The sequence below is a fragment of the Streptomyces sp. NPDC048297 genome, assembly GCF_043201585.1.
Taxonomy (GTDB): domain Bacteria; phylum Actinomycetota; class Actinomycetes; order Streptomycetales; family Streptomycetaceae; genus Streptomyces.
Genome location: NZ_JBICZA010000030.1, coordinates 25,994 through 52,424, shown reverse-complemented (window position 1 = coordinate 52,424; position 26,431 = coordinate 25,994). Strand labels below are relative to the sequence as shown.

The following is a 26,431-nucleotide window of genomic DNA, read 5'->3' as shown; positions in this document are numbered from 1 at the left end:
AGGCACTACTCCCCCACCCGTCACCCGCCGCCGCCACCGACCGACGGGGCCGCCTTCGGGGACTCTCACCGCACACCCCTGGAACGGCCCAGGACGACACGCCAGACGCCACACCTCAACAGCGATCGACCACACCGCCGCGAACCGGCGGACGCCTTCGGAGGCACTACTCCCCCACCCGTCACCCGCCGCCGCCACCGACCGACGGGGCCGCCTTCGGGGACTCTCACCGCACACCCCTGGAACGGCCCAGGACGACGCGCCAGACGCCACACCTCAACGGCGATCGACCACACCGCCGCGAACCGTCGGTGCCGGACCGACCGCATGCCCCGCGCCCGGCCCACCGCATGCCCCCGCCCGACTCACCGCATGGCCCCCGCTCGGCTCGCCACATCGCCCCCACCCGCCTCACCGCGTGGCCCCCGCCGGGCACCCCGCACGGGCCCACCGGGCGGCCCCGAGACCTCACTCCCCCGCCGAGCCCCGCCGGGACCTCACCCCCCGCCAAAGCCCCGCCGGGACCTCACTCCCCCGCCGAGACGTTCTCCGCCGCGGCCGGGACGTCGACCTCCCGCCAGAACCCCGCCCGGATGGCGTAACGGTCGTGCTCGTCGATCTGGTCGTCCTTGTGCGCGAGCAGTCCGAAGCGCGCGGCGTAGCGCAGCAGCTCGCCGTCGACGCGGTGCGGGATGCGCGGGTACATCGTGGACAGCCGCTGCAGATGGTTCTGGTCGCCGAGCCGGGACATCCAGCGGCGGGCGAAGACCTGCCCCACCTCGTAGGGGTCGCCGCCGACGGTGGTGATGTCCTCCTCCCGGTCGGCCCACCGCTGCTCGGCGGTGGTGAGCTGGGCCAGCGTCGGCATGGAGGCGATCTCGGGCGGTTCGGGGACCGCGCCCGGACGGTCCACCCAGCCCTTGTCGGAGGACCACCTGAGGGTCGCGGTCGTCGGATGCTGTGCGGCCGCGGCGCCGGGTGCGCGCAGGCCGGCGAGGTCCTTGGGGGTGGGGACGCCCTTGGGCGCGGGCACCCGCTCCTGGGCGCCGTCCTGCGTGGCCGCGACGCCCGGCGGACGCGCGCCCTCCTCGGGGGCCCGCTCGGCGGTCCCGGCGAGCGCGGAGTCCGGCAGCGGCGCGGAGAGGATCGCGGCGATCTCGGGGCGCGGCACGGGCTGCGGCGCGCAGACGCCGGTCAGCTCCTTGGCCCGGACGGCCTTCGTGATCCAGGCCCGGTCCAGCACGCGCCGCTCGTCGGCCTCGGCGACCAGGTCCTCGGACTGGTTGTAGTCCCCGTCGGCGGCCTGCACGGCCCACAGGTGGACGGCGACGCCGTGTTCCTTGGCGGCCATCATGCCGGGCAGGAGGTCGCCGTCGCCGGTGACCAGCACGATGTCGGAGCAGGCGCGGTTGCGGGCCAGCTCGGTCAGCTCGGCGTGCATGGCGGCGTCCACGCCCTTCTGGGCCCAGCGTCCGTCACTGCGGGTGAGGGCGCCGAGCCGTACGGTGACTCGGGGCATGACCCGCAGCCGGCGGTGCTCCGGCTGGGGAACCCGGTCGGGGGCGCCGTCGAACCAGTAGATGCGCAGCAGCGGGTGTTCGGTGTCCGACTCCGCGCATTCGCGCAGCGCCTGGATCAGCGCGGCGTGGTCGACGGCGATCCGGGACCGCGAGGGCTCACCGGCGAGGAGGCTGGCGGCGGCACCCAGCAGATACCCGGCGTCCACCAGGACGATGCAGCGGTCCACGCGACTCACCCTCTTCCCCGGAGGTTTGTTTCGGACTTCCTTCGAGTCTGCCCGACGGCGCGGAGGTTAACGGCCCGAACTCGATCTTCGGCGTGGCGTTTGCGGCTCCCGCGCGCCCACCGACCCTGTCACACACGGTAATTGTCCGACATGCGCCTGATGACAGCATATGTGAATCTGGTCCCGGACCTGGCCCCCAGATCCCCCTCAGGAGGCAGATCACCATGGCCAAGAACAAGAAGCAGGATCGCAAGCAGCCCCAGGCCGAGCGCGGTCAGCAGCAGAACCAGTCGTCCTCGAACGAGACGGGGACCGAGCAGCGCATCGCCCCGGCGACGCCCGGCGACATGGCGCGCAAGGGCAAGCAGCAGCGCTTCGGCCACAACTAGAGGGCAGTTGAGCGGCTAGCGGGCCGCCCGGCCCAGGCATGAGGAAGGGGCGCACCCCACCGGGGTGCGCCCCTTCCCGTGTCCATCGGGTCAGCCCGCCAGGCAGGACGGGCCGAGCAGGACCTTCAGGTCGCCGAAGAGCGCCGGGTCGGGCTTGACCCGGTGCCGGTCCAGGCGCAGCACGGTGGTCTTGCGCGGGCCCTGGAGCCTGATGCGGACCTCGCTGTCGCCCTTGTGGTGGCTGAGGATCTCGCCGAGGCGGCTGACCATCGGCGGGGTGACCCTGGTGGCCGGGATGGTGAGGATCACCGGCGCGTTGGTGCCCGCGTTCGACAGGTCGGGCACCTGCAGCTCCATCGCGACCAGCCGCGGCACGTCCTCGCGCTTGTCCAGGCGGCCCTTGACGAACACGACCGCGTCCTCGACGAGTTGGGTCGACACCAGCTGGTAGGTCGCCGGGAAGAACATGCACTCGATGGAGCCGGCGAGGTCCTCGACGGTGGCGATCGCCCAGGCGTTGCCCTGCTTGGTCATCTTGCGCTGCAGGCCGGAGATGATGCCGCCGATGGTGACCACCGCGCCGTCGGCGTGCTCGCCGCCGGTGAGCTGGGCGATGCCCGCGTCGGCCTTGTCGGACAGCACGTGCTCCAGGCCGAAGAGCGGGTGGTCGGAGACGTACAGACCGAGCATCTCCCGCTCCTGGGCGAGGAGATAGGCCTTGTCCCACTCCTCGTCGGTGAACTGCACGTCGAGACCGAAGCCGGGCTCGTCGCTGGTCTCCTCGCCCATGCCGCCGAAGAGGTCGAACTGCCCCTCGGCCTCCTTGCGCTTGACCGCGACCACGTTGTCGATCATCGGCTCGTACTGGGCCGTGAGCCCCTTGCGGGTGTGGCCCATGGTGTCGAAGGCGCCGGCCTTGATCAGCGACTCGGTGGTGCGCTTGTTGCACGCGACCGCCTCGACCTTGTCGAGGTAGTCGGGGAAGGAGGCGTATTTACCCTTCGCCTTGCGGCTCTTGATGATCGACTCGACCACGTTGGTGCCGACGTTGCGCACGGCTTCGAGGCCGAAGAGGATCACGTCGTCGCCCTGGGCGGCGAAGTTGTGCACCGACTCGTTCACGTTCGGCGGGAGCACCTTGATGCCCATGCGGCGGCACTCGTTGAGGTAGATCGCCGACTTGTCCTTGTCGTCCTTGACGGACGTCAGCAGGGCGGCCATGTACTCGGCGGGGTAGTTCGCCTTGAGGTAGGCGGTCCAGTACGACACCAGGCCGTACGCGGCGGAGTGGGCCTTGTTGAACGCGTAGCCGGCGAAGGGGACCAGCACGTCCCACAGGGCCTGGATGGCCTCGTCGCTGTAGCCGTTCTTGCGGGCGCCGGTCTGGAAGATGGTGAAGTTCTTCGCCAGTTCCTCGGGCTTCTTCTTGCCCATCACGCGGCGCAGGATGTCGGCCTCGCCGAGGGAGTAGCCGGCGATGATCTGGGCGGCCTTCTGCACCTGCTCCTGGTAGACGATCAGGCCGTAGGTGACGGCCAGGACCTCTTCGAGGGGCTCCTCCAGCTCCTTGTGGATCGGGGTGATCTCCTGGAGCTTGTTCTTTCGCAGCGCGTAGTTGGTGTGCGAGTCCATGCCCATCGGGCCCGGACGGTACAGGGCCGACACGGCGGAGATGTCTTCGAAGTTGTCGGGCTTCATCAGGCGCAGCAGCGAGCGCATGGGGCCGCCGTCGAACTGGAAGACGCCGAGGGTGTCGCCGCGCTGGAGCAGTTCGAAGGTCGTCGGATCGTCGAGCGGGAGGCTCAGCAGATCGATGTCGACGCCCTTGTTGGACTTCACCATCTTGACGGCGTCGTCCATGATCGTCAGGTTGCGCAGGCCGAGGAAGTCCATCTTCAGCAGGCCGAGCGACTCGCAGCTCGGGTAGTCCCACTGCGTGATGGTCACGCCGTCGGTGTGCCGGACCCACACAGGCACGTGCTCGGTGATGGTCTCGCTGGACATGATCACGCCGGCGGCGTGCACGCCCATCTGCCGGACCAGGCCCTCGACGCCCTTGGCGGTGTCGATGACCTTCTTCACGTCCGGCTCGTTCTCGTACATCCCGCGGATCTCGCCCGCCTCGCTGTAGCGCGGGTGCGAGGGGTCGGTGATGCCGTTCAGGTCGATGCCCTTGCCGAGGACGTCGGCGGGCATCGCCTTGGTGAGCCGGTCGCCCATGGCGTACGGGTAGCCCAGCACGCGCGCGGAGTCCTTGATGGCGTTCTTCGCCTTGATCTTTCCGTACGTGCCGATCATGGCGACCTTGTCGGCGCCGTACTTCTCGGTCACGTACCGGATCACCTCGACGCGCCTGCGCTCGTCGAAGTCGATGTCGACATCGGGCATGGAGACGCGCTCGGGGTTCAGGAACCGCTCGAAGATCAGGCCGTGCGGGATCGGGTCGAGGTCGGTGATGCCCATGGCGTAGGCGACGATCGAGCCGGCCGCGGAGCCTCGCCCGGGTCCGACCGCGATGCCGTTGTTCTTGGCCCACATGATGAAGTCGGCGACGACGAGGAAGTAGCCCGGGAACCCCATCTGGATGATGACGTCCATCTCGTAGTCGGCCTGCTTCTGGCGGTCGTCGGGGATGCCGCCGGGGAAGCGGCGCTCCATGCCGCGGCGGACCTCCTCCTTGAACCAGGTGACCTCGGTGTAGCCGTCGGGGATGTCGAACTTCGGCATGAGGTTCCTGGCCTCGAACATGCCGGTGGTGTCGACCATCTCGGCCACGAGGAGCGTGTTGGCGCAGCCCTCCTGCCAGGCGTCCGAGGAGTCGATGGCGTACATCTCGTCCGTGGACTTCAGGTAGTAGCCGGTGCCGTCGAACTTGAAGCGGTCCGGGTCGGAGAGGTTCTTGCCGGTCTGGATGCACAGCAGGGCGTCGTGGGCACCCGCCTCGTGGGCGTAGGTGTAGTGCGAGTCGTTGGTGACCAGCGGGGGGATGCCGAGCTTCTTGCCGATGTCCAGGAGGCCTTCGCGGACCCGGTGCTCGATGTCGATGCCGTGGTCCATCAGCTCCAGGAAGTAGCGGTCCTTGCCGAAGATGTCCTGGTAGTCGGCGGCGGCCTTGAGGGCCTCGTCGACCTGGCCGAGGCGCAGCCGGGTCTGGACCTCGCCGGAGGGGCAGCCGGTGGAGGCGACGATCCCCTCGGACCACTGGGCGATGGTCTCCTTGTCCATCCGGGGCCACTTCTGCAGCCAGCCCTCGGCGTACGCGTCCGAGGAGAGCCGGAACAGGTTGTGCAGGCCGGTGCTGTTCACGGCCCACATCGTCTTGTGGGTGTAACCGCCGGAACCGGACACGTCGTCCCGCTTCTGGTGCGGCTGGCCCCACTGGATCTTGCGCTTGTTGCGCCGGGACTCGGGGGCGACGTACGCCTCGATCCCGATGATCGGGGTGACTCCGGCCTTCTTCGCCGAGTGGAAGAAGTCGTACGCCCCGTGGAGGTTGCCGTGGTCGGACATGGCGATGTGTGTCATGCCCATCTCATTGCAGGCATTGAACATGTCCTTGAGCCGCGCGGCACCGTCCAGCAGCGAGTACTGGGTGTGGACGTGCAGGTGCGTGAAGGGCGGCTTTGACACGGTATGGCCTCCAACGGCGAACACTGGGGGACGGGCGGGCGGACAGTTCTGGGGTCAGCGCCGAAGTCTATGCCCCGGGACTGACACCCGGCGGGCACTCACCCGTACCTTCGTGCGTTGGGTACGGCAGAGACGCTGTCGTACAGGCGATTGCACCAGGAGGCACCCCGCGATGTCGGTCCCCACGCTCAGTGACGAGCAGCGCGGCGAGGAGATCCTCGCCGTCTTCGACACCGCCTTCGGCCGGCTCCTGGCCGCCGACCCGGCCGCGTTCCGGGTAAAGTTCCGGAAGATGGCCGCCTCGGCCTTCGCGTTCTACCGGGGCACGGCGTGCCTCTTCTACCACGACCTGACGGCGAACAAGGAGTTCGGGTCGAAGCGGGGCGGCCCCTACCTGGACGAGCGGACCTCGCGCGTGTGGATCCACGGCGACCTGCACGCCGAGAACTTCGGCACGTACATGGACTCCAACGGCCGCCTGGTCTTCAACGTCAACGACTTCGACGAGGCGTACGTCGGCCCGTTCACCTGGGACCTCAAGCGCTTCGCGGCCTCCGTGGCCCTCCTCGGGTACGCGAAGGCGCTCGGCGACGAGCAGATCGCCGAGCTGGTGACGATCTACGCGGACGCCTACCGCGAGCGCGTCCACGCCCTGGCCACCGGCGCCAAGAACGACGAGGTGCCGCCCTTCACGCTGGACACCGCGCAGGGCCCGCTGCTGGACGCGCTGCGTGACGCCCGCGCGCTGACCCGCTTCGAGCTGCTGGACTCGATGACCGAGATCCGCGACTTCGAGCGCCGCTTCGCCCCGGGCGGCGGCTCCGTCGAGCTGGACGCGGCCACCCGCTACAAGGTGCTGGCCGCCTTCGACGCCTACCTGGAGACGCTGCCGGACACCTCGCTGGCCCGCCCGGACTCGTACCGCGTGAAGGACGTCGTGGGACGTCGCGGGATCGGCATCGGCTCGGCCGGCCTGCCGTCGTACAACATCCTCCTGGAGGGCCACAGCGACGCCCTGGAGAACGATGTCGTGATCTACATCAAGCAGGCCCAGACCCCGGCCGTCTCCCGGCACGTCACCGACCCGGCCATCAGCGGCTACTTCCAGCACGAGGGCCACCGCACGGTGATCTCGCAGCGCGCCCTGCAGGCGCACGCCGACCCGTGGCTCGGCTGGACCGAGCTGGACGGCACCGGCCAGCTGGTCGCCGAGGTCTCGCCGTACGCCGTCGACCTGGACTGGGGCGACATCGACGACCCGGAGGAGATCGCGGCCGTCGTCGCCGACCTGGGCCGGGCCACCGCGACCATGCACGCGGCGGCGGACGACACCTCCGGCGAGTCCCTGGTGCCGTTCTCCACCGAGCGGGCCATCGACGCGGCGCTCGCGGCCGACGAGGAGGGCCTCGCGCCCCTGCTGGTGGACTTCGCGCACTCCTACGGCGCACGCGCGCGTGCCGACCACCAGATCTTCGTCGACCTGTTCCGCAACGGCCGGATTCCGGGCCTGTAACCTTCCCGGACCCACAGCCACTCTTTAGGGGTCCCTTACCTCGGTCCGTGACAGACTCTCCTTTCGCTATGGACATATCCGGGACCCAGCTCAGAGCCGTGCGCGCGGCGCTGTTCACGGCCTTCGTCGTGACGCTCAGCACCGCGTCGCACGTGCTGCTGTCCCGGACCCCGCTGCCGGCGGGGGCCGTGCTCACGGTCGCCGCCGGGGTCTTCGCCGCCGCGTACGCGCTGGCGGGCCGCGAGCGCGGCTTCGGCCGGATCGCGGCCCTGCTGATCCCGCTGGAGCTGACCGCCGACACGGTGTTCACCACGGGCCAGCACGCCTGCTACGGCCGGGCCGGCGGCCCCGTCGCGGGCACGCTGCACGCGGTCGGCCTGGACGTGCTGTGCCAGGGCGGTGCCATGGGCACCCCGCTCGCCCAGGTCGCCGCAGGCTCCCGCACCGGCGCTCTCCTCACGCAGGCGAGCCCGGCCGCCCCCTGGCTGCTGCTCGCCGCGCACATCGGGGTGGGGCTGCTGGCCGCCGCCTGGCTGCGCCGGGGCGAACGCGCCCTGGGCCGACTGGTGCGCTCGGTCGCCGCGACCACGTTCCGGCCGCTGCTGGTGGCCGCGTCCGCCGTGACCGTACGGCTGTCCCCGGCCCGCCTGCTGCCGCGCCCGGCCTCCCCGCGCCGGGCCACCGCACGCGAACTCCTCCTCGCGCTCTCCCTGGGACGGCGTGGACCGCCGTGCTCGCCCGCCCTCGCCGCTCTCGGCCGGGCGACGGCACCGGCCCTCGCCTGAGCGACGGCAGCTGAGCACCAGCAGTCCCCCTACGTATCCCGCGTACGACATGTGCGCGTCCCACATGGAGAGAACACCTATGAGCAAGCGGAACAGCCAGGCGGCGAAGACGGCGGCCCGGGAGCGGCTGCGCGAGGAGCGCGAGCGGCAGGCCAAGCGCGACAAGGCCAAGCGGCAGGTCGTCGTGGCCGCGTCGGTGGTGGCCGTCCTGGCCGCCGCGGGCGGCATCGGCTACGCCGTCGTCCAGTCGAACAAGCCCAGCTACTGGGAGGGCCTGAAGGACGCCAAGGTCGTCGCCCCGGCCAACACCACGGGCACGAAGGGCACCGACGTCGTCATCGGCAAGGACACCGCCACGAAGACCCTCAAGGTCTACGAGGACCCGCGCTGCCCGGTCTGCGCCCAGTTCGAGCAGACCGTCGGCGCGACGGTGAAGAAGGACATCGACGACGGCAAGTTCAAGATCCAGTACGTCGGCGGCACGTTCCTCGACGGCGACGCGCTCGGCAAGGGCCAGATCGGCTCGCGCGGCGAGGGCTCCAAGAACGCGCTGAGCGCCATGGGCGCCGCGCTCAACATCAGCCCGGAAGCCTTCCTGGAGTACAAGACCGCGCTCTACTCCGCGAAGTACCACCCGGAGGAGACCGACGACAAGTTCAAGAACGACGACTACCTCATCAAGGTCGCCGACACGGTCCCGGCGCTGAAGAACAACGCGAAGTTCCAGAACGCGGTCAAGAACGGCACTTACGACGCCTGGGCCCTGGCCATGTCGAAGACCTTCGACACCAACAAGGACGGCGTGACCGGCACCCCGAGCTTCGTCATGGACGGCAAGAAGCTCACCACCGACAGCCAGGGCAACCCGCCCATGACGGTCGCCGACTTCAACCGCGTGGTGGACGCCGCCCTCAAGGGCTGACCACCTGCCCGAAGCCGATGGTCCGGTGAAGAGCGGGCGAACTTTCCGGAGTTCGCCCGCTCTCGCACGTACCGGTCAGTAACTTGATCGGTCGTGACCAGTCGATACAGATCATCCGGGGCCGTCCAGGGCCTCGACTCGCGTACTCCGAGCCGCCGTACGGTCGTCAAGGCCGCGGCGGCCACCGCTGTGCTGGCCGGCCCGCTCGTCGCCGCCCTGCCGGCCCACGCCGCCCCGGGCGCCCCCGCCTTCCCGCACGGTGTCGCCTCCGGTGACCCGCTCCCCGACGGCGTCCTGCTGTGGACCCGGGTGACCCCCACCCCCGAGGCGGTGCCCGGCTCCGGACTCGGCCCCGACACCCAGGTCAGCTGGGTCGTCGCCAGGGACAAGGCGCTCACGAACGTCGTCGCCCGCGGTTCCACGGTCGCGAGGGCCGCCTCCGACCACACGGTGAAGGCCGACGTCCGCGGTCTGGCCCCGGCAACCGACTACTGGTTCGGCTTCTCGGCCGGCGGCACGGACTCCCCGGTGGCGCGCACCCGCACCGCGCCTGCGGCGGACGCGTCCGTGTCCGGGCTGCGCTTCGGTGTCGTCTCCTGCGCCGACTGGGAGGCGGGCTGGTTCTCGGCCTACCGCCACCTCGCGGCCCGCGGCGACCTGGACGCCTGGCTGCACCTCGGCGACTACATCTACGAGTACGAGTCGGGCGCGTACGCGGCCCGCGGGAAGGTCATACGCCCGCACGCGCCCGCCCACGAGATCCTCACCCTCGCCGACTACCGGATGAGGCACGCGAAGTACAAGACCGACCCGGACCTGCAGGCGCTGCACCACAAGGCGCCGGTCGTCGCGATCTGGGACGACCACGAGTTCGCCGACAACTCCTGGTCGGGCGGCGCGGTCAACCACACCGAGGGCGCCGAGGGCACCTGGACGGCCCGTCAGGCCGCCGCCAAGCAGGCCTACTTCGAGTGGATGCCGGTCCGTCCGGCGGTCGCCGGCACCACCTACCGCCGGCTGCGCTTCGGCAAGCTCGCCGACCTGTCCCTGCTGGACCTGCGCTCCTTCCGCTCCCAGCAGGCGGCCACGGCCAGCGGCTCCGTGGACGACCCGGACCGTACGATCACCGGGCGCGCCCAGCTCGACTGGCTGAAGGCCGGTCTGAAGGCCTCCGACACCAAGTGGCGGCTGGTCGGCAACTCGGTGATGATCTCGCCGTTCTCCTTCGGCTCCCTGTCCGCCGACCTGTTCAAGCCGCTCGCCAAGCTGCTCGGGCTGCCGCAGGAGGGGATCGCCACCAACACCGACCAGTGGGACGGCTACACCGACGACCGCCGCGAACTGCTCGGCCACCTGCGCGCCAACGCCATCGGCAACACCGTCTTCCTGACCGGTGACATCCACATGGCGTGGGCCAACGACGTGCCCTACGACGCGGGCACCTACCCGCTGTCCGCGTCGGCCGCCACCGAGTTCGTGGTCACCTCGGTCACCTCCGACAACCTCGACGACATCGTGAAGGTCCCCGAGGGCACCGTCTCCGCGATCGCCTCGCCGGTCATCCGGGCCGCCAACCGGCACGTCCACTGGGTCGACACCGACCGCCACGGCTACGGCGTCCTGGACATCACCGCCGCCCGCGCGCAGATGGACTACTACGTCCTGTCCGACCGCACGGACGCCGGCGCGACCTCCAACTGGGTGCGTTCGTACCGCACCCTCAGCGGTACGCAGAAGGTCGAGCGGACCTACGACCCGGTGTGACCGCTCACTCCAGAGTGCCGAGGAAGCCGAGCGCCACCCGCCAGGTGGCCTCGGCGGCCTCCTCGTCGTAGTCCGGCAGCTCGGGGTCGGTGTAGAGGTGACCGGCCCCGGGGTAGCGGTACACCTCGACGTCCGCGCCGGTCCGGCCCATCTGCAGGTACCAGGCGCTCAGCCAGTCGTCCGTCTCGAACGGGTCGGGCTCCGCCACGTGCAGCTGCACCGGCAGGTCCTCCGCCGTCGCGTTCGGCGCGATGTCGGACGTGCCGTGCAGGAGCAGCAGACCGCGCGCCTTGTCGTCGCCGAGGGCCAGGGTCTGCGCGATCGAGGCGCCCAGCGAGAAGCCCGCGTACACCAGTCCCCGCTCCGAGTACGGCGCGGCGGCCAGCACGGCCCGCTTCAGCAGCTCGTCCTTGCCGGTCCGCTCCTGGAACTCCATGCCCTCCTCGACGGTCCCGAAGGTGTGCCCCTCGAACAGATCCGGCGTCCACACCTGGTGCCCGGCCGCCCTCAACCGCTCCGCCGCGTCACGCACGGCAGGCGTCAGCCCATGGACCGAGTGGAAAAGCATGATGTTCATGCCCCCATGGTGCCAGCAGCCACCGACCTCAACCGCCAGCAACGGCCACTGAACAACCGCCACCGAAGCCCCGTGCAGCCGAACGCCCCCCAACGCCGAGCCACCGATGACGCGGGACCCGCACGGCAACGCCCCGACGGCGAGCCCCACGACGGGCCCGAACCCCCACAGCCCGGAACCCCGATGGTGGACCGCCGACCGCACGGAACCCATACGGCACGAGACCCCGACGACGCGGGACCCCAGCGGCGCGGGACCCCGACAGCGAGCCACCGACCACGCGGACCCCCCACGGCCCGGAACCCTGACGGCGAGCCACCGACCACGCGGAACCCCGCGGCGCGAGACCCCTACGGTGAGCCGCCGACGGCGCCGAACCCCCACGGCGCGGAACCTCGACGGTGAGCCGCCAACGGCGCCGAACCCCCACAGCCCGGAACCCCGATGGTGGACCGCCGACCGCACGGAACCCATACGGCACGAGACCCCGACGACGCGGGACCCCAGCGGCGCGGGACCCCAGCGGCGAGCCACCGACCACGCGGAACCCCCACGGCCCGGAACCCTGACGGCGAGCCACCGACCACGCGGAACCCCGCGGCGCGAGACCCCTACGGTGAGCCGCCGACGGCGCCGAACCCCCACGGCAAAGGTCCACTTCTCGGGAAACAGAAACGGGCGGGCGTGGGTGGGCAAAGACCGCTCAGCGCAAGCTCCGCACGTCGAGATGCCTCAGCACCCGATCCACGATCTCCGGATCCGCCCCCGGCTCATTCCGTGCGGCCAGCACCTCGTGCCGCGCCGCGCTCATCATCTCGGCCTGGATCCGCCGCACCTTCTTCAGCCGCCGGGCCCCCTGCCGGTACGCCTCCCGCCGCTCCTCCTCCGCCATGTCCGGGCTGATCCGGATCCCGATGTCGTACGCCCGCCGGAGCATCTGCTCCGACAGGTCCTCCGGCAGCTCCTCGACCTGTTCGATGTCCCGCAGCTTCTGCCGCGCGGCCTTCATCGCCCGTACGGCCAGCTCCTTCTCGAACTCCTTCTCCCGCGCCGAATCGGCCCGCACCCTCAGCCGCTTGACCAGCCAGGGCAGCGTCATCCCCTGGAGCACCAGCGTCACGGCGATCACCCCGAAGGCGATGAACACGATCTCGTTCCGGTCCGGGAAGGGCGACCCGTCCTCGGTGGTCAGCGGGATGGCGAGCGCCAGCGCCACCGAGGCCACCCCGCGCATCCCGGACCACCACATGACGACGGTCTCCCGCCAGCCGAGCGGGATCTCCTCCTCGTAGTCCCGGCTCGCGTGCATCCGCTTGGTCAGCCAGGTCGCGGGCAGCAGCCACAGCAGCCGTACAACGATGACGACGCCCGCGACCGCCGCCGAGTAGCCGAGCAGCGTGCCCCAGCGGCCCGGCGCCGCCGTGATCGCGTTGTGCAGTTCGAGCCCGATCAGGCCGAAGGCGACCCCGGTGACGAGCGTGTCGACGACGTCCCAGAAGGACTGCCCGGCCAGCCGGGTCAGCACGTCGTCCGCGTCGGTGGCGTACTGGGCGAGGAAGAGGGAGGCGGTGAGCACGGACAGGACACCGGAGCCGTGCAGCTCCTCGGCCAGCACGTAGGCGGCGTAGGGCACCAGCAGGGTCAGCCCGATCTGCAGGGTCGTGTCGCCGAGGAGGTCCAGCAGCCGGTTGGCACCCCAGCCCAGTACCAGCCCGACGACGACCGCCACCACGGCCGACAGCACCAGGTCGAGACCGGCCCGCCACACCGAGAACTCCCCGCTGACGGCCGCGGCGATCGCCACGTGGTAGAGCACGATCGCCGTGACGTCGTTGAAGAGCCCCTCGCCCTCCAGGATCGACACCAGCCGGCGCGGCAGCCCCAGCTGTCCGGCGACGGCGGTGACGGCCACCGGGTCGGGCGGGGCGATCAGCGCGCCCAGCGCCACCGCGGCGGCGACCGACAGTCCGGGCACCAACGCGTGGGCGGCGCCCGCCACACACAGTGTCGTCACGAACACCAGGGCGACGGCCAGCAGGAAGATGGGACGCCGGTTGGCCGCGAACTGCCGCCAGGAGGTGCGGCGCACGGCGGCGTAGAGCAGCGGCGGCAGCACCGCGGGCAGGATCAGCGCGGGCGGGATGTTCACGTTGGGGACGAAGTCGCTCACCGCGAGGACCCCGCCGAACAGGGTCATCAGCACCGGTGCCGGCAGCCCGAACCGGTCGCCGACCGGGACGCTCACCACGGCCCCGAGCAGCAGCAGGAACAACAGAGCCAACTGGTCCACGGCCGGCACTCCGGGAGTCGACGATCACACGGCGAGCCTCAAGGGTGCCATGTGATCCCCCTCATCGCCCCTGTGGAGCACTGCATAGCACTACAGTGCTCCACAGAGCACTGCATAGCACTGCAGAGCGCTAGAGAGCGCGCCGCATCGCCCGGTGCGGAATCCCGGCGTCCGGGAACTCCGGGCCGTAGGCCTCGTACCCGAGACGCTCGTAGAAGCCCAGGGCCTGGGTCTGCGCGTGCAGGTCCACGGCGGCCAGGCCGCGTGCGCGTGCCGCCTCCTCGATGGCGCGCACCAGGGCCGCGCCGACGCCGAGGCCGCGCGCCTCCCGGGCGACGGCCAGCCGCCCGAGGGAACCCACCGAGGCGTCCCCGCCGGTCTTCGCGGCGGCCGGTTCGCCGTGCAGCAGGCGCCCGGTGCCGAGCGGCACGCCGTCCTCGCGGACGGCCAGCACATGCACGGCCACCGCGTCGTACGCGTCGTACTCGATGTCCTCCGGGACGTCCTGCTCGACGACGAAGACCGCCTTGCGCACCGCGAAGCAGGCCTCGCGGTCGGCGGGGTCCTCGGCGGTCCGGACGGTGTACGGCACGCTCACGCCCACGTCTCCTCACGGACCTGGTCGAGGGCCTTGCGCAGATCCTCGGGGTACTCGCTCTCGAACTCCACCCACTGCCCGTCCCCCGGGTGCTCGAAGCCGAGCCGGACGGCGTGCAGCCACTGGCGGTGCAGCCGCAGCCGCTTGGCGAGGGTCGGATCGGCACCGTAGGTCAGGTCGCCGACGCAGGGGTGACGGTGGGCGGACATGTGCACGCGGATCTGGTGGGTGCGGCCGGTCTCCAGCTTCACGTCGAGCAGGGAGGCGGCGCGGAAGGCCTCGATGAGGTCGTAGTGGGTCACGGAGGGCTTGCCCTCGGCCGTGACCGCCCACTTGTAGTCGTGCTGGGGGTGGCGGCCGATGGGCGCGTCGATCGTGCCGCTCGTCGGGTCCGGGTGGCCCTGGACCAGGGTGTGGTAGCGCTTGTCGACCGTGCGCTCCTTGAACTGGCGCTTGAGCGAGGTGTACGCCCGCTCCGACTTGGCGACCACCATCAGGCCGGAGGTGCCGACGTCGAGGCGGTGCACGATGCCCTGGCGCTCGGCGGCACCGGAGGTGGAGATCCGGTAGCCGGCGGCGGCGAGACCGCCGATCACGGTCGGTCCGTTCCAGCCCGGCGAGGGGTGCGCGGCCACGCCGACGGGCTTGACGATCACGACCACGTCGTCGTCGTCGTGCACGATGTCCATGCCCTCGACCGGCTCGGCGACCACCTGCACCGGCGCGGGCGCCTGCGGCATCTCGACCTCGAGCCAGGCACCGCCCCGCACCCGCTCGGACTTGCCGACCACCGCGCCGTCGACCTGGACCTTGCCGGCCGCGGCCAGCTCCGCCGCCTTCGTGCGGGAGAAGCCGAACATGCGCGAGATGGCGGCGTCGACGCGCTCGCCCTCCAGGCCGTCGGGCACGGGCAGGGTACGGATCTCGGGAATCGTGCTCACCCGTCGAGTATGCCGGACGGGACGCAGAGCACCGGACGAGCCTGTGGACAACCGCCCGCCGGCACCGGTGCCTCAGGCCTTGTGGACCGTGCCGTCCGGGTCCAGGCCGCGGAAGGACAGCAGCACGATCAGGATGCCGCCGCACACGATGGCCGAGTCGGCCAGATTGAACACCGCGAAGCCCTTGGGCGCGATGAAGTCCACGACCTCGCCCTCGAAGATCCCCGGCCACCGGAAGATCCGGTCGGTGAGGTTGCCGAGCGCGCCGCCGAGCAGCAGGCCGAGCGCGATCGCCCAGGGCAGGCTGTAGAGCTTGCGGGCCAGGCGGATGATCACCACGATCACGGCGGCCGCGATCATCGTGAAGATGACCGTGAAGGCCGCGCCGAAGCCGAAGGCCGCGCCGGGGTTGCGGATGGCGTGCAGTTCCAGCAGGTCCCCGATCAGCTGGACCGGCGCGTGGTGCTCCAGCTTCGCGACCACGAGCATCTTGCTGACCAGGTCGAGGGCGTACGCGAACACGGCCACGGCGAACAGCACACCGATCCGGCGCCCGCGCCCGGCCGACCGCTGCGCGGCGGCGTCCTGCTCGCCCGCGCCGGGCTCGCCGGACGCACCGGGCTCGTCGGACGCGCCGCGACCGGCGGACGCCTGCGCCCCCGCCTCCGCCCGCGCCACGCGCTCGTCGCTGTCGTCCGGAGTGTCCGGCGTACCGATGATGCGCTCCGCCTCTGCCACGTGAGTCCCTCAACCTAGGTGCCTGACTGAGGACGAGACTACGGCACGCCTGCGCGGACCCCCCTGCTCAGGACCGGCGTTCCTGCTTCTGCTTGCACTCCACGCACAGGGTGGCCCTGGGGAACGCCTGCATGCGGGCCTTGCCGATGGGGTTGCCGCAGTTCTCGCACAGGCCGTAGGTGCCCGCCTCCAGCCTTTCCAGGGCGCGTTCGGTCTGGATCACCATCTCGCGCGCGTTGGCGGCCAGGGCCATCTCGTGCTCACGCGTGATGTTCTTGGTCCCGGTGTCGGCCTGGTCGTCGCCGGCGCCGTCCCCGGAGTCCCGCATCAGGCCCACGAGGGACGCCTCGGAGGAGCTGATCTCGTTCTTCAGCCGCTCCGCCTCGGCCAGCAGCTCCGCGCGGGCCTCCTCGACCTCCTCGGGGGTCCAGGGATCCTCACCGGGGCGCACCGCCAGCTCGCCGGGCTCCACCGCGACGCCCCGTGCCTTGGGGACGGCGGTCTGCGCCGCCGCGGCCGTGCCAGGAGTCTTCTTCGCAACCACCGTCGTGGCTCCCGTCTGCTTCGCGGCCCGCGCCGCGCCCGCTCTCTTGGCCGTGCTCTTCGCGGCCTTCACGTCCGTGCCCTGCGCCTTCGCGCCGGTGGGGACTCCCTCGGCGACCGCCTTCCTCGGCGCGGCCGTCTTCCCGGCGGCCTTCTTGGCGGCCGTCTTCTTCGCAGCCGCCTTCCCGGAGGCCTTCTCCTCGGGCGTCACCTCCTCCACAGCCGCTGTCCCGTCCTCCACAGCCGCTTTCCCGGCCGGTCCCGTCTTCTCGGCGGCAGGAGACTTCGCGGCAGCCTTACTGGCCGCGGTCTTCCGCACAGCCGCCTTCTTGGCGGCAGGCTTCTCGACCTCGCCCTTCTTGGCCGCATGCCTCTCCTCGCCCACCGACTCCTTCGCGCCCGCCTTCTTGCCGACGGCCTTCTTGGCAGCGGCTTTCCTGGCGGTGGCCTTCTTGGCGGTGGCCTTCTCGACCCCGGTCTTCTCGACCCCGGTAGGTTCGACCCCGGTAGGTTCGACCCCGGTCTTCCCGGCCGCCGCCTTCCGCACGGGAGGATCCGTGTCCATCGCGGCCGGGGTCCGGCCGGAGGGAGCCTTCGCCGGTTCGGCGGACGCCGTCCGGAGGGTCTTCACCGGCCCGGCGCGGCCGGCCGCAGCCGTACGCGCGCGCGTGCTCTTCTTGCCGTCGGCGCCCTTGGTCTCGCCGCCGGAGGCTGCTGCCGTACCACCAGGGGCGGCCGCGCCTGTGGCCCGGCCGGTCGCCGGCTGCTGTACGGCGGTCTTCTTCACCACCATGGCCGCGGCCCCTTCACATATTGTGATCTTGCACGCGAATCGTGCTGGGACGATAAATCGACTTCAGTCCCGCGGCAACGGGGCACGCCGCCCGATTCGCCTGCCCCGCACCCCCCGAGCAGCAGACCTGCATGCGTTGTGCCCAGCTCCTCGCCGGGTAATCCGCCCGAGCCGCACGCGCCCGGCCGGCGGGCGCCCGCCCCCTCGCCATTCGGGTCACCCGCCGCCCCGCGACCGTCACCGCCCGTACCGCGCGAAATACGGTCGGCCGCTGTCCGTGCGGCGCCGTACACTGGCCGGAGCGAAAAGCGTGGATGGGGACGAGTAGCGGCGTACGCAGCCCAGAGCGACCCGGGGACGGTGTGAGCCCGGGGGCGAGCGCGACGTGAAGATCACCCCGGAGCCGCCGGAAGAAGCCGTGGACAGCGGATGAGGGTTCGCCCCGTCAGCCGGCCAGGGCCGTAGAACCGGCTTCGCAACCCCAATGAGGGGGCTCACCGGCGTGTACGGCGCGGCGGGGGGCCAAGGAGGGTGGTACCGCGGGAGCGCGCCGCACACGGCGTCCAGGATCGAAGGCTCTCGTCCCTCCGACGGAAGGCAGCAAGTCCGTTGGAGGATGCTCGCAGATGACAGCGCCGACGTACCGCCAGGTGCCCGCTCAGGTCGACCTGCCCGCTCTTGAGCACTCCGTGCTCGACTTCTGGCGCGACCAGAAGATCTTCGCCAAGAGCCTGGAGCAGTCCGAGGGCCGCCCCGAGTGGGTGTTCTACGAAGGCCCGCCGACCGCCAACGGCATGCCCGGCGCCCACCACATCGAGGCGCGCGTCTTCAAGGACGTCTTCCCCCGCTTCCGCACCATGCGCGGCTACCACGTGGGCCGCAAGGCCGGCTGGGACTGCCACGGCCTGCCGGTGGAGCTGGCGGTCGAGAAGGAGCTGGGCTTCTCCGGCAAGCAGGACATCGAGGCGTACGGCATCGCCGCGTTCAACGACAAGTGCCGCGCGTCGGTGACCCGGCACACGGACGCCTTCGCCGACCTGACGACCCGCATGGGCTACTGGGTCGACCTGGACGACGCCTACCGCACGATGGACCCCGAGTACATCGAGTCGGTCTGGTGGTCGCTGAAGGAGATCTTCGGCAAGGGCCTGCTGGTCCAGGACCACCGCGTCGCCCCCTGGTGCCCGCGCTGCGGCACCGGCCTGTCGGACCACGAGCTGGCGCAGGGCTACGAGACGGTCGTCGACCCGTCCGTCTACGTCCGCTTCCCGCTGACCTCCGGTCCGCTCGCCGGCGAGGCCTCGCTCCTGGTGTGGACGACGACCCCGTGGACCCTGGTGTCCAACACGGCGGTCGCCGCGCACCCGGACGTCACCTACGTCGTCGCCACCGACGGCCAGGAGAAGATCGTCGTCGCCGAGCCGCTGGTCGCCAAGGCGCTCGGCGAGGACTGGGAGACCACCGGGCAGTCCTTCACCGGCGCCGAGATGGAGCGCTGGACGTACCAGCGTCCCTTCGAGCTGGTCGAGTTCCCGGAGCCGGCGCACTTCGTGGTGAACGCCGACTACGTCACCACCGAGGACGGTACGGGTCTGGTCCACCAGGCCCCGGCCTTCGGTGAGGACGACCTCAAGGTCTGCCGCGCCTACGGCCTGCCGGTCGTGAACCCGGTCCGCCCGGACGGCACCTTCGAGGCGGACGTCCCGCTGGTCGGCGGCGTCTTCTTCAAGAAGGCGGACGAACAGCTCACCGAGGACCTCAAGCAGCGCGGCCTGCTCTTCCGGCACCTGCCCTACGAGCACAGCTACCCGCACTGCTGGCGCTGCCACACCGCGCTGCTCTACTACGCGCAGCCCTCCTGGTACATCCGCACCACGGCCGTCAAGGACCGGCTGCTCTCGGAGAACGAGAAGACCAACTGGTTCCCGGAGACCGTCAAGCACGGCCGCTTCGGCGACTGGCTGAGCAACAACATCGACTGGGCGCTGTCCCGCAACCGCTACTGGGGCACCCCGCTGCCGATCTGGGCCTGCGAGGACGACCACCTCACGGTCGTCGGCTCGCGCGCGGAGCTGACCGAGCTGACCGGCACCGACCAGTCGGACCTGGACCCGCACCGCCCCTACATCGACGAGGTCACCTTCGCCTGCCGGCACGACGGCTGCGGGAAGACGGCCACGCGCGTGCCCGAGGTCATCGACGCCTGGTACGACTCGGGTTCGATGCCGTTCGCGCAGTGGGGCTACCCGTACAAGAACAAGGAGCTGTTCGAGAGCCGGTACCCGGCGCAGTTCATCTCCGAGGCGATCGACCAGACCCGCGGCTGGTTCTACACGCTGATGGCCGTCGGCACGCTCGTCTTCGACAGGTCGTCGTACGAGAACGTCGTCTGCCTGGGCCACATCCTCGCCGAGGACGGCCGCAAGATGTCCAAGCACCTGGGCAACATCCTGCAGCCGATCCCGCTCATGGACCAGCACGGCGCGGACGCGGTGCGCTGGTTCATGGCGGCCGGCGGCTCCCCGTGGGCGGCCCGCCGGGTCGGCCACGGCACCATCCAGGAGGTCGTCCGCAAGACGCTCCTCACGTACTGGAACACGGTGGCCTTCCAGGCGCTCTACGCCCGTACGTCGAACTGGGCGCCGTCCGCGGCCGACCCGGCCCCGGCCGAGCGCCCGCTGATCGACCGCTGGCTGCTGTCCGAACTCCACGCGCTCACCGACCAGGTGACCCAGGCCCTTGAGGCGTACGACACCCAGCGCGCCGGCAAGCTGCTGTCCGCGTTCGTCGACGACCTCTCGAACTGGTACGTGCGCCGCTCGCGCCGCCGGTTCTGGCAGGGCGACAAGGCCGCGCTGCGCACGCTGCACGAGGTGCTGGAGACGGTCACCAGGCTGATGGCCCCGATCACCCCGTTCATCACCGAGCGGGTGTGGCAGGACCTGGTCGTGCCGGTGACCCCGGGCGCGCCGGAGTCGGTGCACCTGGCGTCGTGGCCGCAGACGGACCTGTCCGCGATCGACCCGGAGCTGTCCAAGCAGATGGTCCTGGTCCGCCGGCTGGTGGAGCTGGGCCGTGCCACGCGCGCGGAGTCGGGTGTCAAGACGCGTCAGCCGCTGTCGCGCGCGCTGGTCGCGGCGGCCGGCTTCGAGTCCCTCGACCGCGAGCTGCACGCGCAGATCACCGAGGAGCTGAACGTCTCCTCGCTGGCGTCGCTCTCCGAGGTGGGCGGCTCCCTGGTGGACACCACCGCCAAGGCCAACTTCCGTGCCCTGGGCAAGCGGTTCGGCAAGCGGGTGCAGGACGTGGCGAAGGCCGTCGCCGCGGCCGACGCCGCCGCGCTCTCCCTCGCCCTGCGCGAGGGCACGGCGTCGGTGGAGGTCGACGGTGAGACGGTGACCCTCGCCCCGGACGAGGTGATCATCACCGAGACCCCGCGCGAGGGCTGGTCGGTGGCCTCCGACTCGGGTGCCACGGTCGCCCTCGACCTGGAGATCACCGAGGAGCTGCGGCAGGCGGGCCTGGCCCGTGACGCGATCCGGCTGATCCAGGAGGCCCGCAAGAACAGCGGCCTGGACGTCGCCGACCGGATCGCCCTGCGCTGGACGTCGACGGACCCGGCGGTCCTCGCGGCCCTCGCCGAGCACACGGCCCTGATCTCCGACGAGGTCCTCGCGACCGACTTCGCCCAGGGCGAGGCGGACGGGTCGTACGGCGAGCCGTTCACCGACGAGGGCCTGTCCCTCACGTTCCGCCTGCGCAAGGCGTAAGCGCCGGCCGTCCGGCAAGGGCCCGGTCTCCGCGCGGAGGCCGGGCCCTTCCGCGTCCCGCGGGCCGGCCACCCGGCTCCCTCGGCCAGGCTTCTCGACCCCGCACCCCCAGCCCGTCGACTGAGCCCATCGACTCAGCCCGTCGGCTTAGCCCATCGACTCAATGCGTCGACGCAGTACGTCAGTTCCCTGTGTCAACACGCGTAAAAAGGGCGGGCCCCCGGACCGAAGTCCGGGGGCCCGCCCTGGGCGCTGCCGACGCCTGTGGCGCTACTGGCCGTATGCGGCCGTCAGTTGTCGTCCTCGTCGATCAGGAACCCACGCATCGGCGAGGGGGCCTGGCCCATCGGGGACGGACCCTGCGGGCGGACCGGAGCCATCGGCTGGGTCATGGCCGGGGTCATCTGCTGCTGGCCGCCGTAGGACGGGGCGGACGGCGCCGGGGCACCACCCATCGTCTGGTTGCCGCCGTAGGACGGGGCGCTCGCGCCGGCCGGAGCCATGGAGGGCGCCGGGGACGGCGGCAGGGACGCGGCGGCCGGGGTGCGCGGCGGGGCCAGGGAGTCGTCGGCCTGGGTCTCCAGCTGACGCAGCTGGGACTCGAGGTACGACTTCAGGCGCGTGCGGTACTCGCGCTCGAAGCCGCGCAGGTCCTCGACCTTGCGCTCCAGCGTGGCGCGGGCGGACTCCAGGGAGCCCATCGCGACGCGGTGCTTCTCCTGCGCGTCCCGCTCCAGGGCGTCGGCCTTGGCACGGGCGTCACGCTCCAGACCCTCGGCGCGGCTGCGGGCCTCGCCGACGATCTTGTTGGCCTCGGAACGGGCCTCGGCGATCGCCTGGTCGGCGGTCTGCTGGGCCAGCGAGAGGACGCGGGCGGCGCTGTCGCCACCGGGGCCCTGACCGGGGCCGCCCATCGGACCGCCCATCGGACCGCCCATGGGGCCGCCCATCTGCTGCATGGGCGGCTGACCACCCATGGGGCCCGGACCCATCGGACCCTGGCCCATCGGACCCTGGCCCATCGGACCCTGGCCCATCGGGCCGGGACCCTGCGGGCCGCCCTGACCGCCGGGACCGGCGGGCAGCTGCGGGGCGCCGCTCGGCAGCTGCGGGGGGCCACCCATGGGGCCACCCATCTGCTGCTGCGGCGGGCCCGATATGCCGGCGGGCACCGGAGCGCCGGGACCTCGCATGCCCTGCTGCGGCATGCCCTGCTGCGGCATGCCCTGGTGGGGCATCCCCTGCTGCGGCATCCCCTGCTGAGGCATCCCCTGCTGCTGGTCCTGCGGGTCGGGACCCTTGCGCATGTTCTGCTGGTTCTGGGCAGCGGCGCGCGTGGCAGCGGCCAGCTTGGCGCGCAGGTCCTCGTTCTCGCGGAGCAGTCGGGTCAACTCGGCTTCGACCTCGTCGAGGAAGGCATCGACCTCGTCCTCGTCATAGCCTTCTCGGAGGCGGACGGTCGTGAACTGCTTGTTCCGCACGTCCTCGGGGGTCAACGGCATCTCTTCACCTCAACGTAGTCATCGGCAGTCGGCAAGACCGTATCGTCCACTCTCATCACACGAAGCTCCGTGCCACGGAGATGAGGATGTAGACGATGATCATCAGTACGAAGAAGGACAGGTCGAGCGCCACGCCCCCGAGACGCAGCGGCGGAATGAACCGCCGCAGAAGCTTCAGCGGTGGATCGGTGACAGTGTAGGTGGCCTCCAGTACGACCACCATCGCCTTGCCGGGTTGCCACGAGCGGGCGAACTGGAACACGTAGTCCATGACCAGCCGGAAGATGAGCACGACGAGAAACACCATCAGCGCGATGTAGATCACCTGCGCGAACACGCTCATGGTCTGTGTTTCCCTCTCCCCTGTTCCGTACTTTCCACCGGTCGTGCGTCTCAGCTCTGGTTGAAGAACCCGCCCTCTGCGATGCGGGCCTTGTCCTCCGCCGTGACATCGACGTTAGCAGGAGACAACAGGAATACCTTCTGCGTCACCCGCTCGATGCTGCCGTGAAGACCAAACACCAAACCAGCCGCAAAGTCGACAAGTCGCTTCGCATCTGTGTCATCCATCTCAGTCAGATTCATGATCACCGGGGTGCCCTCACGGAAGTGTTCCCCGATGGTACGGGCCTCGTTGTACGTCCGCGGGTGAAGTGTGGTGATCCGGTAAGGCTCTCGTTCCGACACGACCTTGGGCATGATCACCGGTGCGTTCTTCTCCAGGGACTGACGTTCTTGTGTGATGGACGCCACGGGCGCGATGCGCGCCGGACGTCCGGATTCCGCCGCGAGCGAAGCCGACCGGGCCACCGGCTCGCGCTGCGCGGGCGGTTGCACGATTCGCACCTCTTCGCCCCTTTGGGGCTGATGTGCACTGTGTGATTGATGTGACGATTCATGCCGTCGATGGTCCCGCTCCGGCTCCGGGTCCAACTCGGGTTCGAAGTCGTCGTCGGGGTCGAATCCGCGGCCGTCGTACCCATCGTCCTCCACGAGGCCGAGGTAGACCGCCATCTTGCGCATCGCGCCGGCCATGCTCCGAGTCCTCCGCTCTGTGGTGGATCGGCTGACGACTGCCAAGTGCCCGCGATCCACGTGGTCGTTGCGCCACCTTCGGCGGCATTGACCATATTTTCTGCTGTGGTCCGACTTCCTGGCGACGTTACCCGAGCCTGGGGCGGACTCCGAGTACCGCAGTGCCGACGCGCACATGTGTCGCCCCGGCCGCAACGGCCTGCTCGAGATCCGCACTCATCCCTGCCGACACCATGGTTGCAGCCGGATGAGCGCGGCGCAGGTCGGTCGACAAATCCATGAGCCCTTCGAACGCCGCCTGTTCGCGTCCCGCGTACTCGCCGGTGAGCGGAGCGACGGTCATCAGTCCGTCGAGCCGCAGTCCGGGCGCCTCGGCGATGAGGTCGGCCAACTCTTCGATTCCGCCCGGCGCCACGCCCCCGCGCTCACCGCGCCCGCTCACGCCGGCGTCGAGCGCGACCTGGACGAGACAGCCCACTTCGCGCTCCGCCCGCACGGCCTCCTTCGACAGCGCCGAGACGAGCCGGGCGCGATCGACGGACTGCACGAAATCGGCGTAACCGACCACAGAACGGACCTTGTTGGTCTGCAACTGGCCCACGAAATGCCACTTCAAGGGCAGATCCGCACAAGCCGCGGCCTTGGGCGCCGCATCCTGGTCCCGGTTCTCGGCGACATGACGCGCACCGAGTTCCGACAGGATCCGCACATCGCTCGCCGGGTAGGTCTTGGTGACCACGATGAGGGTCACTTCCTCCCGCTTGCGCCCCGCCGCCACACACGCGGCGGTGATGCGCTCCTCCACTCTCGCCAGATTCGCGGCGAGTTCGGTCTTACGGTCCGTCATGTCCCATCAGTCCAGCCAGACATAGCTCGCGAGCCGCCCCGTGGTGCGGTCGCGGCGGTACGAGAAGTGATCATCCGACTCCAGCGTGCACACCGGCGACTGCGCCCGGTCGCGCACCCCGAGCCGGTCGAGCTGCGCGTGCACTCCGGCGCCCACGTCGACCGCGGGTGTACCCCAGCTCGTTTCGGCGTGCGCCGCCGGTTCGGCGGCGGCGACGTCGGCGCGCATCCGCTCCGGCACCTCGTAGCACCGGCCGCAGACGGCCGGTCCGGTGCGGGCGACGATCCGGGCCGGTTCGGCGCCGAGTTCGGACATGGCCCGGACGGCGGCGGGGACGACCCCCGCGACCATCCCGGGCCGGCCCGCGTGGGCCGCGGCGACGACTCCCGCGACGGGGTCCGCCAGCAGTACCGGCACACAGTCCGCGGTGAGGACGGCGAGGGCGAGCCCGCGGCGGGCGGTGACGATCGCGTCGACCTGCGGCACCGGGCGCTCCCCCCAGGGCGCGTCCACCACGGCGACGTCGGCGCCGTGCACCTGGTTCATCCAGACCACCCGCGCCGGGTCGACGCCCAGCGACGTGGCCGCGAGTTCCCGGTTGGCGCGTACGGCGTCGGGGTCGTCGCCGACGGCTCCACCGAGGTTGAGCCCCTCATACGGAGCGGCGCTCACCCCGCCCCACCGGTCGGTGAAGGCGAAGTGCGCGCCGCTCACGCTCTCGCGCAGTCCTATCACTTCAGGAAGTCCGGGACATCCAGTTCCTCGGCCGCGCTGTCCGCGTAGGTCCGGGGTGCCGGGGTGACCGGCGGGGCGACCGGGATGTCGGCCACCGGCTCGGGCGCCGGCTCCGGGTCCTCCTTCGGGGTCACGCTGCCGAGCGAGCCGAAGGACGAGACCGGCTGCTGGTGGCGGGCCGGGGCCGGCTCCTCGCGCCGCGGCGGGTTGGAGGCGGAGGCCGAGCCGAGGACGTTGTCCCGGCGGGACGGCGGCTGGCCGCCGTCGAAGCCGGCCGCGATCACGGTGACCCGGACCTCGTCGCCGAGGGCGTCGTCGATGACCGCGCCGAAGATGATGTTGGCCTCGGGGTGGGCGGCCTCGCTGACCAGCTGGGCCGCCTCGTTGATCTCGAACAGGCCGAGGTCGGAGCCGCCGGAGATGGACAGCAGCACACCGCGGGCGCCGTCGATGGACGCCTCCAGCAGCGGCGAGGAGATCGCCATCTCGGCGGCGGCCACCGCGCGGTCGTCGCCGCGGGCCGAGCCGATGCCCATGAGGGCCGAACCGGCCTCGGACATGACCGACTTGACGTCGGCGAAGTCGAGGTTGATCAGGCCGGGGGTGGTGATGAGGTCGGTGATGCCCTGGACACCGGAGAGCAGGACCTGGTCGGCCGACTTGAAGGCGTCGAGGACCGAGACCTGGCGGTCCGAGATGGACAGCAGCCGGTCGTTGGGGATGACGATGAGGGTGTCGACCTCTTCGCGCAGCTCCGCGATGCCGTCCTCGGCCTGGTTCGCGCGGCGCCGTCCCTCGAAGGTGAACGGGCGCGTCACCACGCCGATGGTCAGGGCGCCCAGCGAGCGGGCGATGTTGGCCACGACCGGCGCGCCGCCGGTGCCGGTGCCGCCGCCTTCACCGGCGGTCACGAAGACCATGTCGGCCCCCTTGAGGACCTCCTCGATCTCCTCGCGGTGATCCTCGGCGGCCTTGCGGCCCACTGCCGGATTGGCGCCGGCGCCGAGCCCTCGGGTGAGTTCACGGCCGACGTCGAGCTTGACGTCGGCGTCGCTCATCAACAGCGCCTGTGCGTCGGTGTTGATGGCGATGAACTCGACACCCTTGAGACCGACCTCGATCATCCGGTTGATGGCATTGACACCACCGCCGCCGACACCGATGACCTTGATGACTGCGAGGTAGTTCTGCGGTGCTGCCACGTCGAAGGCCTCTCGCCTCGAATTACGTCGCCGCCTCCGCGCGGTTGCCCGCGCCGGGACGGCAGATGCCGAATGGGACGGTCCGAACGCCGACCCGAACCCTAACGCTG

20 protein-coding genes are annotated in these 26,431 nt (G+C 70.8%); 6 read left to right on the top strand and 14 right to left on the bottom strand.

Annotated features, from left to right (window positions below):
* Positions 1-526: 526 nt before the first annotated feature.
* Positions 527-1,747: an NYN domain-containing protein gene (locus ACGFYV_RS28185; RefSeq protein ID WP_393881297.1), complete on the bottom strand. Its 1,221-nt coding sequence runs from the start codon at positions 1,745-1,747 to the stop codon at positions 527-529.
* 224 nt (positions 1,748-1,971) lie between these two features.
* On the opposite strand from ACGFYV_RS28185, the gene ACGFYV_RS28180 reads away from it, so the two are divergent.
* Positions 1,972-2,136, top strand: a complete 165-nt coding sequence (locus ACGFYV_RS28180; protein WP_393881296.1) for a hypothetical protein — start codon at positions 1,972-1,974, stop codon at positions 2,134-2,136.
* 90 nt (positions 2,137-2,226) lie between these two features.
* On the opposite strand, the gene dnaE is transcribed toward ACGFYV_RS28180, so the two are convergent.
* Positions 2,227-5,766 (bottom strand): DNA polymerase III subunit alpha, encoded by a 3,540-nt coding sequence (gene dnaE, locus ACGFYV_RS28175; protein WP_393881295.1) that lies wholly within the window; start codon positions 5,764-5,766, stop codon positions 2,227-2,229.
* Positions 5,767-5,938: 172 nt separating this feature from the next.
* Between dnaE and ACGFYV_RS28170 the strand changes: the two genes are divergently transcribed.
* From ACGFYV_RS28170 to ACGFYV_RS28155, 4 genes are all read left to right on the top strand, one after another.
* Entirely contained in the window at positions 5,939-7,279 is a 1,341-nt protein-coding gene (locus ACGFYV_RS28170) for a DUF2252 domain-containing protein (protein ID WP_393881294.1), read from the top strand.
* Between the two features lie 68 nt (positions 7,280-7,347).
* Entirely contained in the window at positions 7,348-8,064 is a 717-nt protein-coding gene (locus tag ACGFYV_RS28165; RefSeq protein ID WP_393881293.1) for a hypothetical protein, read from the top strand.
* Positions 8,065-8,143: 79 nt separating this feature from the next.
* The gene (locus ACGFYV_RS28160) at positions 8,144-8,986 is read left to right on the top strand and encodes a DsbA family protein (RefSeq protein WP_393881292.1); all 843 of its coding nucleotides are present in this window, start codon (positions 8,144-8,146) and stop codon (positions 8,984-8,986) included.
* 93 nt (positions 8,987-9,079) lie between these two features.
* Positions 9,080-10,750, top strand: a complete 1,671-nt coding sequence (locus tag ACGFYV_RS28155; protein WP_393881291.1) for an alkaline phosphatase D family protein — start codon at positions 9,080-9,082, stop codon at positions 10,748-10,750.
* Positions 10,751-10,754: 4 nt separating this feature from the next.
* On the opposite strand, the gene ACGFYV_RS28150 is transcribed toward ACGFYV_RS28155, so the two are convergent.
* From ACGFYV_RS28150 to ACGFYV_RS28125, 6 genes are all read right to left on the bottom strand, one after another.
* A complete protein-coding gene (locus ACGFYV_RS28150; RefSeq protein ID WP_393881290.1) occupies positions 10,755-11,327 on the bottom strand; it encodes a dienelactone hydrolase family protein in 573 nt (190 codons plus the stop codon).
* A 703-nt stretch (positions 11,328-12,030) separates the two neighbouring features.
* Positions 12,031-13,617, bottom strand: a complete 1,587-nt coding sequence (locus tag ACGFYV_RS28145) for a Na+/H+ antiporter (RefSeq protein ID WP_393881289.1) — start codon at positions 13,615-13,617, stop codon at positions 12,031-12,033.
* A gap of 130 nt (positions 13,618-13,747) precedes the next feature.
* A complete protein-coding gene (locus tag ACGFYV_RS28140; protein WP_393881288.1) occupies positions 13,748-14,215 on the bottom strand; it encodes a GNAT family N-acetyltransferase in 468 nt (155 codons plus the stop codon).
* Entirely contained in the window at positions 14,212-15,156 is a 945-nt protein-coding gene (locus ACGFYV_RS28135) for an RluA family pseudouridine synthase (protein WP_393881287.1), read from the bottom strand. The genes ACGFYV_RS28140 and ACGFYV_RS28135 overlap by 4 nt, the downstream gene beginning before the upstream one ends.
* A gap of 72 nt (positions 15,157-15,228) precedes the next feature.
* Positions 15,229-15,894, bottom strand: a complete 666-nt coding sequence (gene lspA, locus ACGFYV_RS28130; RefSeq protein WP_393881286.1) for a signal peptidase II — start codon at positions 15,892-15,894, stop codon at positions 15,229-15,231.
* Between the two features lie 67 nt (positions 15,895-15,961).
* Positions 15,962-17,230 (bottom strand): TraR/DksA family transcriptional regulator, encoded by a 1,269-nt coding sequence (locus ACGFYV_RS28125; RefSeq protein WP_393881285.1) that lies wholly within the window; start codon positions 17,228-17,230, stop codon positions 15,962-15,964.
* A 626-nt stretch (positions 17,231-17,856) separates the two neighbouring features.
* Here ACGFYV_RS28125 and ileS point away from each other — a divergent pair.
* A complete protein-coding gene (gene ileS, locus ACGFYV_RS28120; protein ID WP_393881284.1) occupies positions 17,857-21,000 on the top strand; it encodes an isoleucine--tRNA ligase in 3,144 nt (1,047 codons plus the stop codon).
* A 290-nt stretch (positions 21,001-21,290) separates the two neighbouring features.
* Here the strand turns inward: ileS and ACGFYV_RS28115 are convergent, their stop codons facing one another.
* The 6 genes from ACGFYV_RS28115 to ftsZ all read right to left on the bottom strand — a co-directional run bounded on the left by ACGFYV_RS28115 (position 21,291) and on the right by ftsZ (position 26,321).
* Complete coding sequence (locus ACGFYV_RS28115; RefSeq protein WP_393881283.1) at positions 21,291-22,502, bottom strand: DivIVA domain-containing protein; 1,212 nt, start codon at positions 22,500-22,502, stop codon at positions 21,291-21,293.
* A gap of 55 nt (positions 22,503-22,557) precedes the next feature.
* Positions 22,558-22,845, bottom strand: coding sequence for a YggT family protein (locus ACGFYV_RS28110; protein WP_393881282.1), 288 nt, complete (start codon positions 22,843-22,845; stop codon positions 22,558-22,560).
* A 50-nt stretch (positions 22,846-22,895) separates the two neighbouring features.
* The gene (locus ACGFYV_RS28105) at positions 22,896-23,537 is read right to left on the bottom strand and encodes a cell division protein SepF (RefSeq protein WP_393881281.1); all 642 of its coding nucleotides are present in this window, start codon (positions 23,535-23,537) and stop codon (positions 22,896-22,898) included.
* Between the two features lie 127 nt (positions 23,538-23,664).
* Positions 23,665-24,384 (bottom strand): YggS family pyridoxal phosphate-dependent enzyme, encoded by a 720-nt coding sequence (locus tag ACGFYV_RS28100; protein WP_393881280.1) that lies wholly within the window; start codon positions 24,382-24,384, stop codon positions 23,665-23,667.
* Between the two features lie 6 nt (positions 24,385-24,390).
* Positions 24,391-25,119, bottom strand: coding sequence for a peptidoglycan editing factor PgeF (gene pgeF / locus ACGFYV_RS28095; protein ID WP_393881279.1), 729 nt, complete (start codon positions 25,117-25,119; stop codon positions 24,391-24,393).
* Positions 25,116-26,321, bottom strand: a complete 1,206-nt coding sequence (gene ftsZ, locus ACGFYV_RS28090) for a cell division protein FtsZ (RefSeq protein WP_393881278.1) — start codon at positions 26,319-26,321, stop codon at positions 25,116-25,118. The genes pgeF and ftsZ overlap by 4 nt, the downstream gene beginning before the upstream one ends.
* Positions 26,322-26,431: the final 110 nt, after the last annotated feature.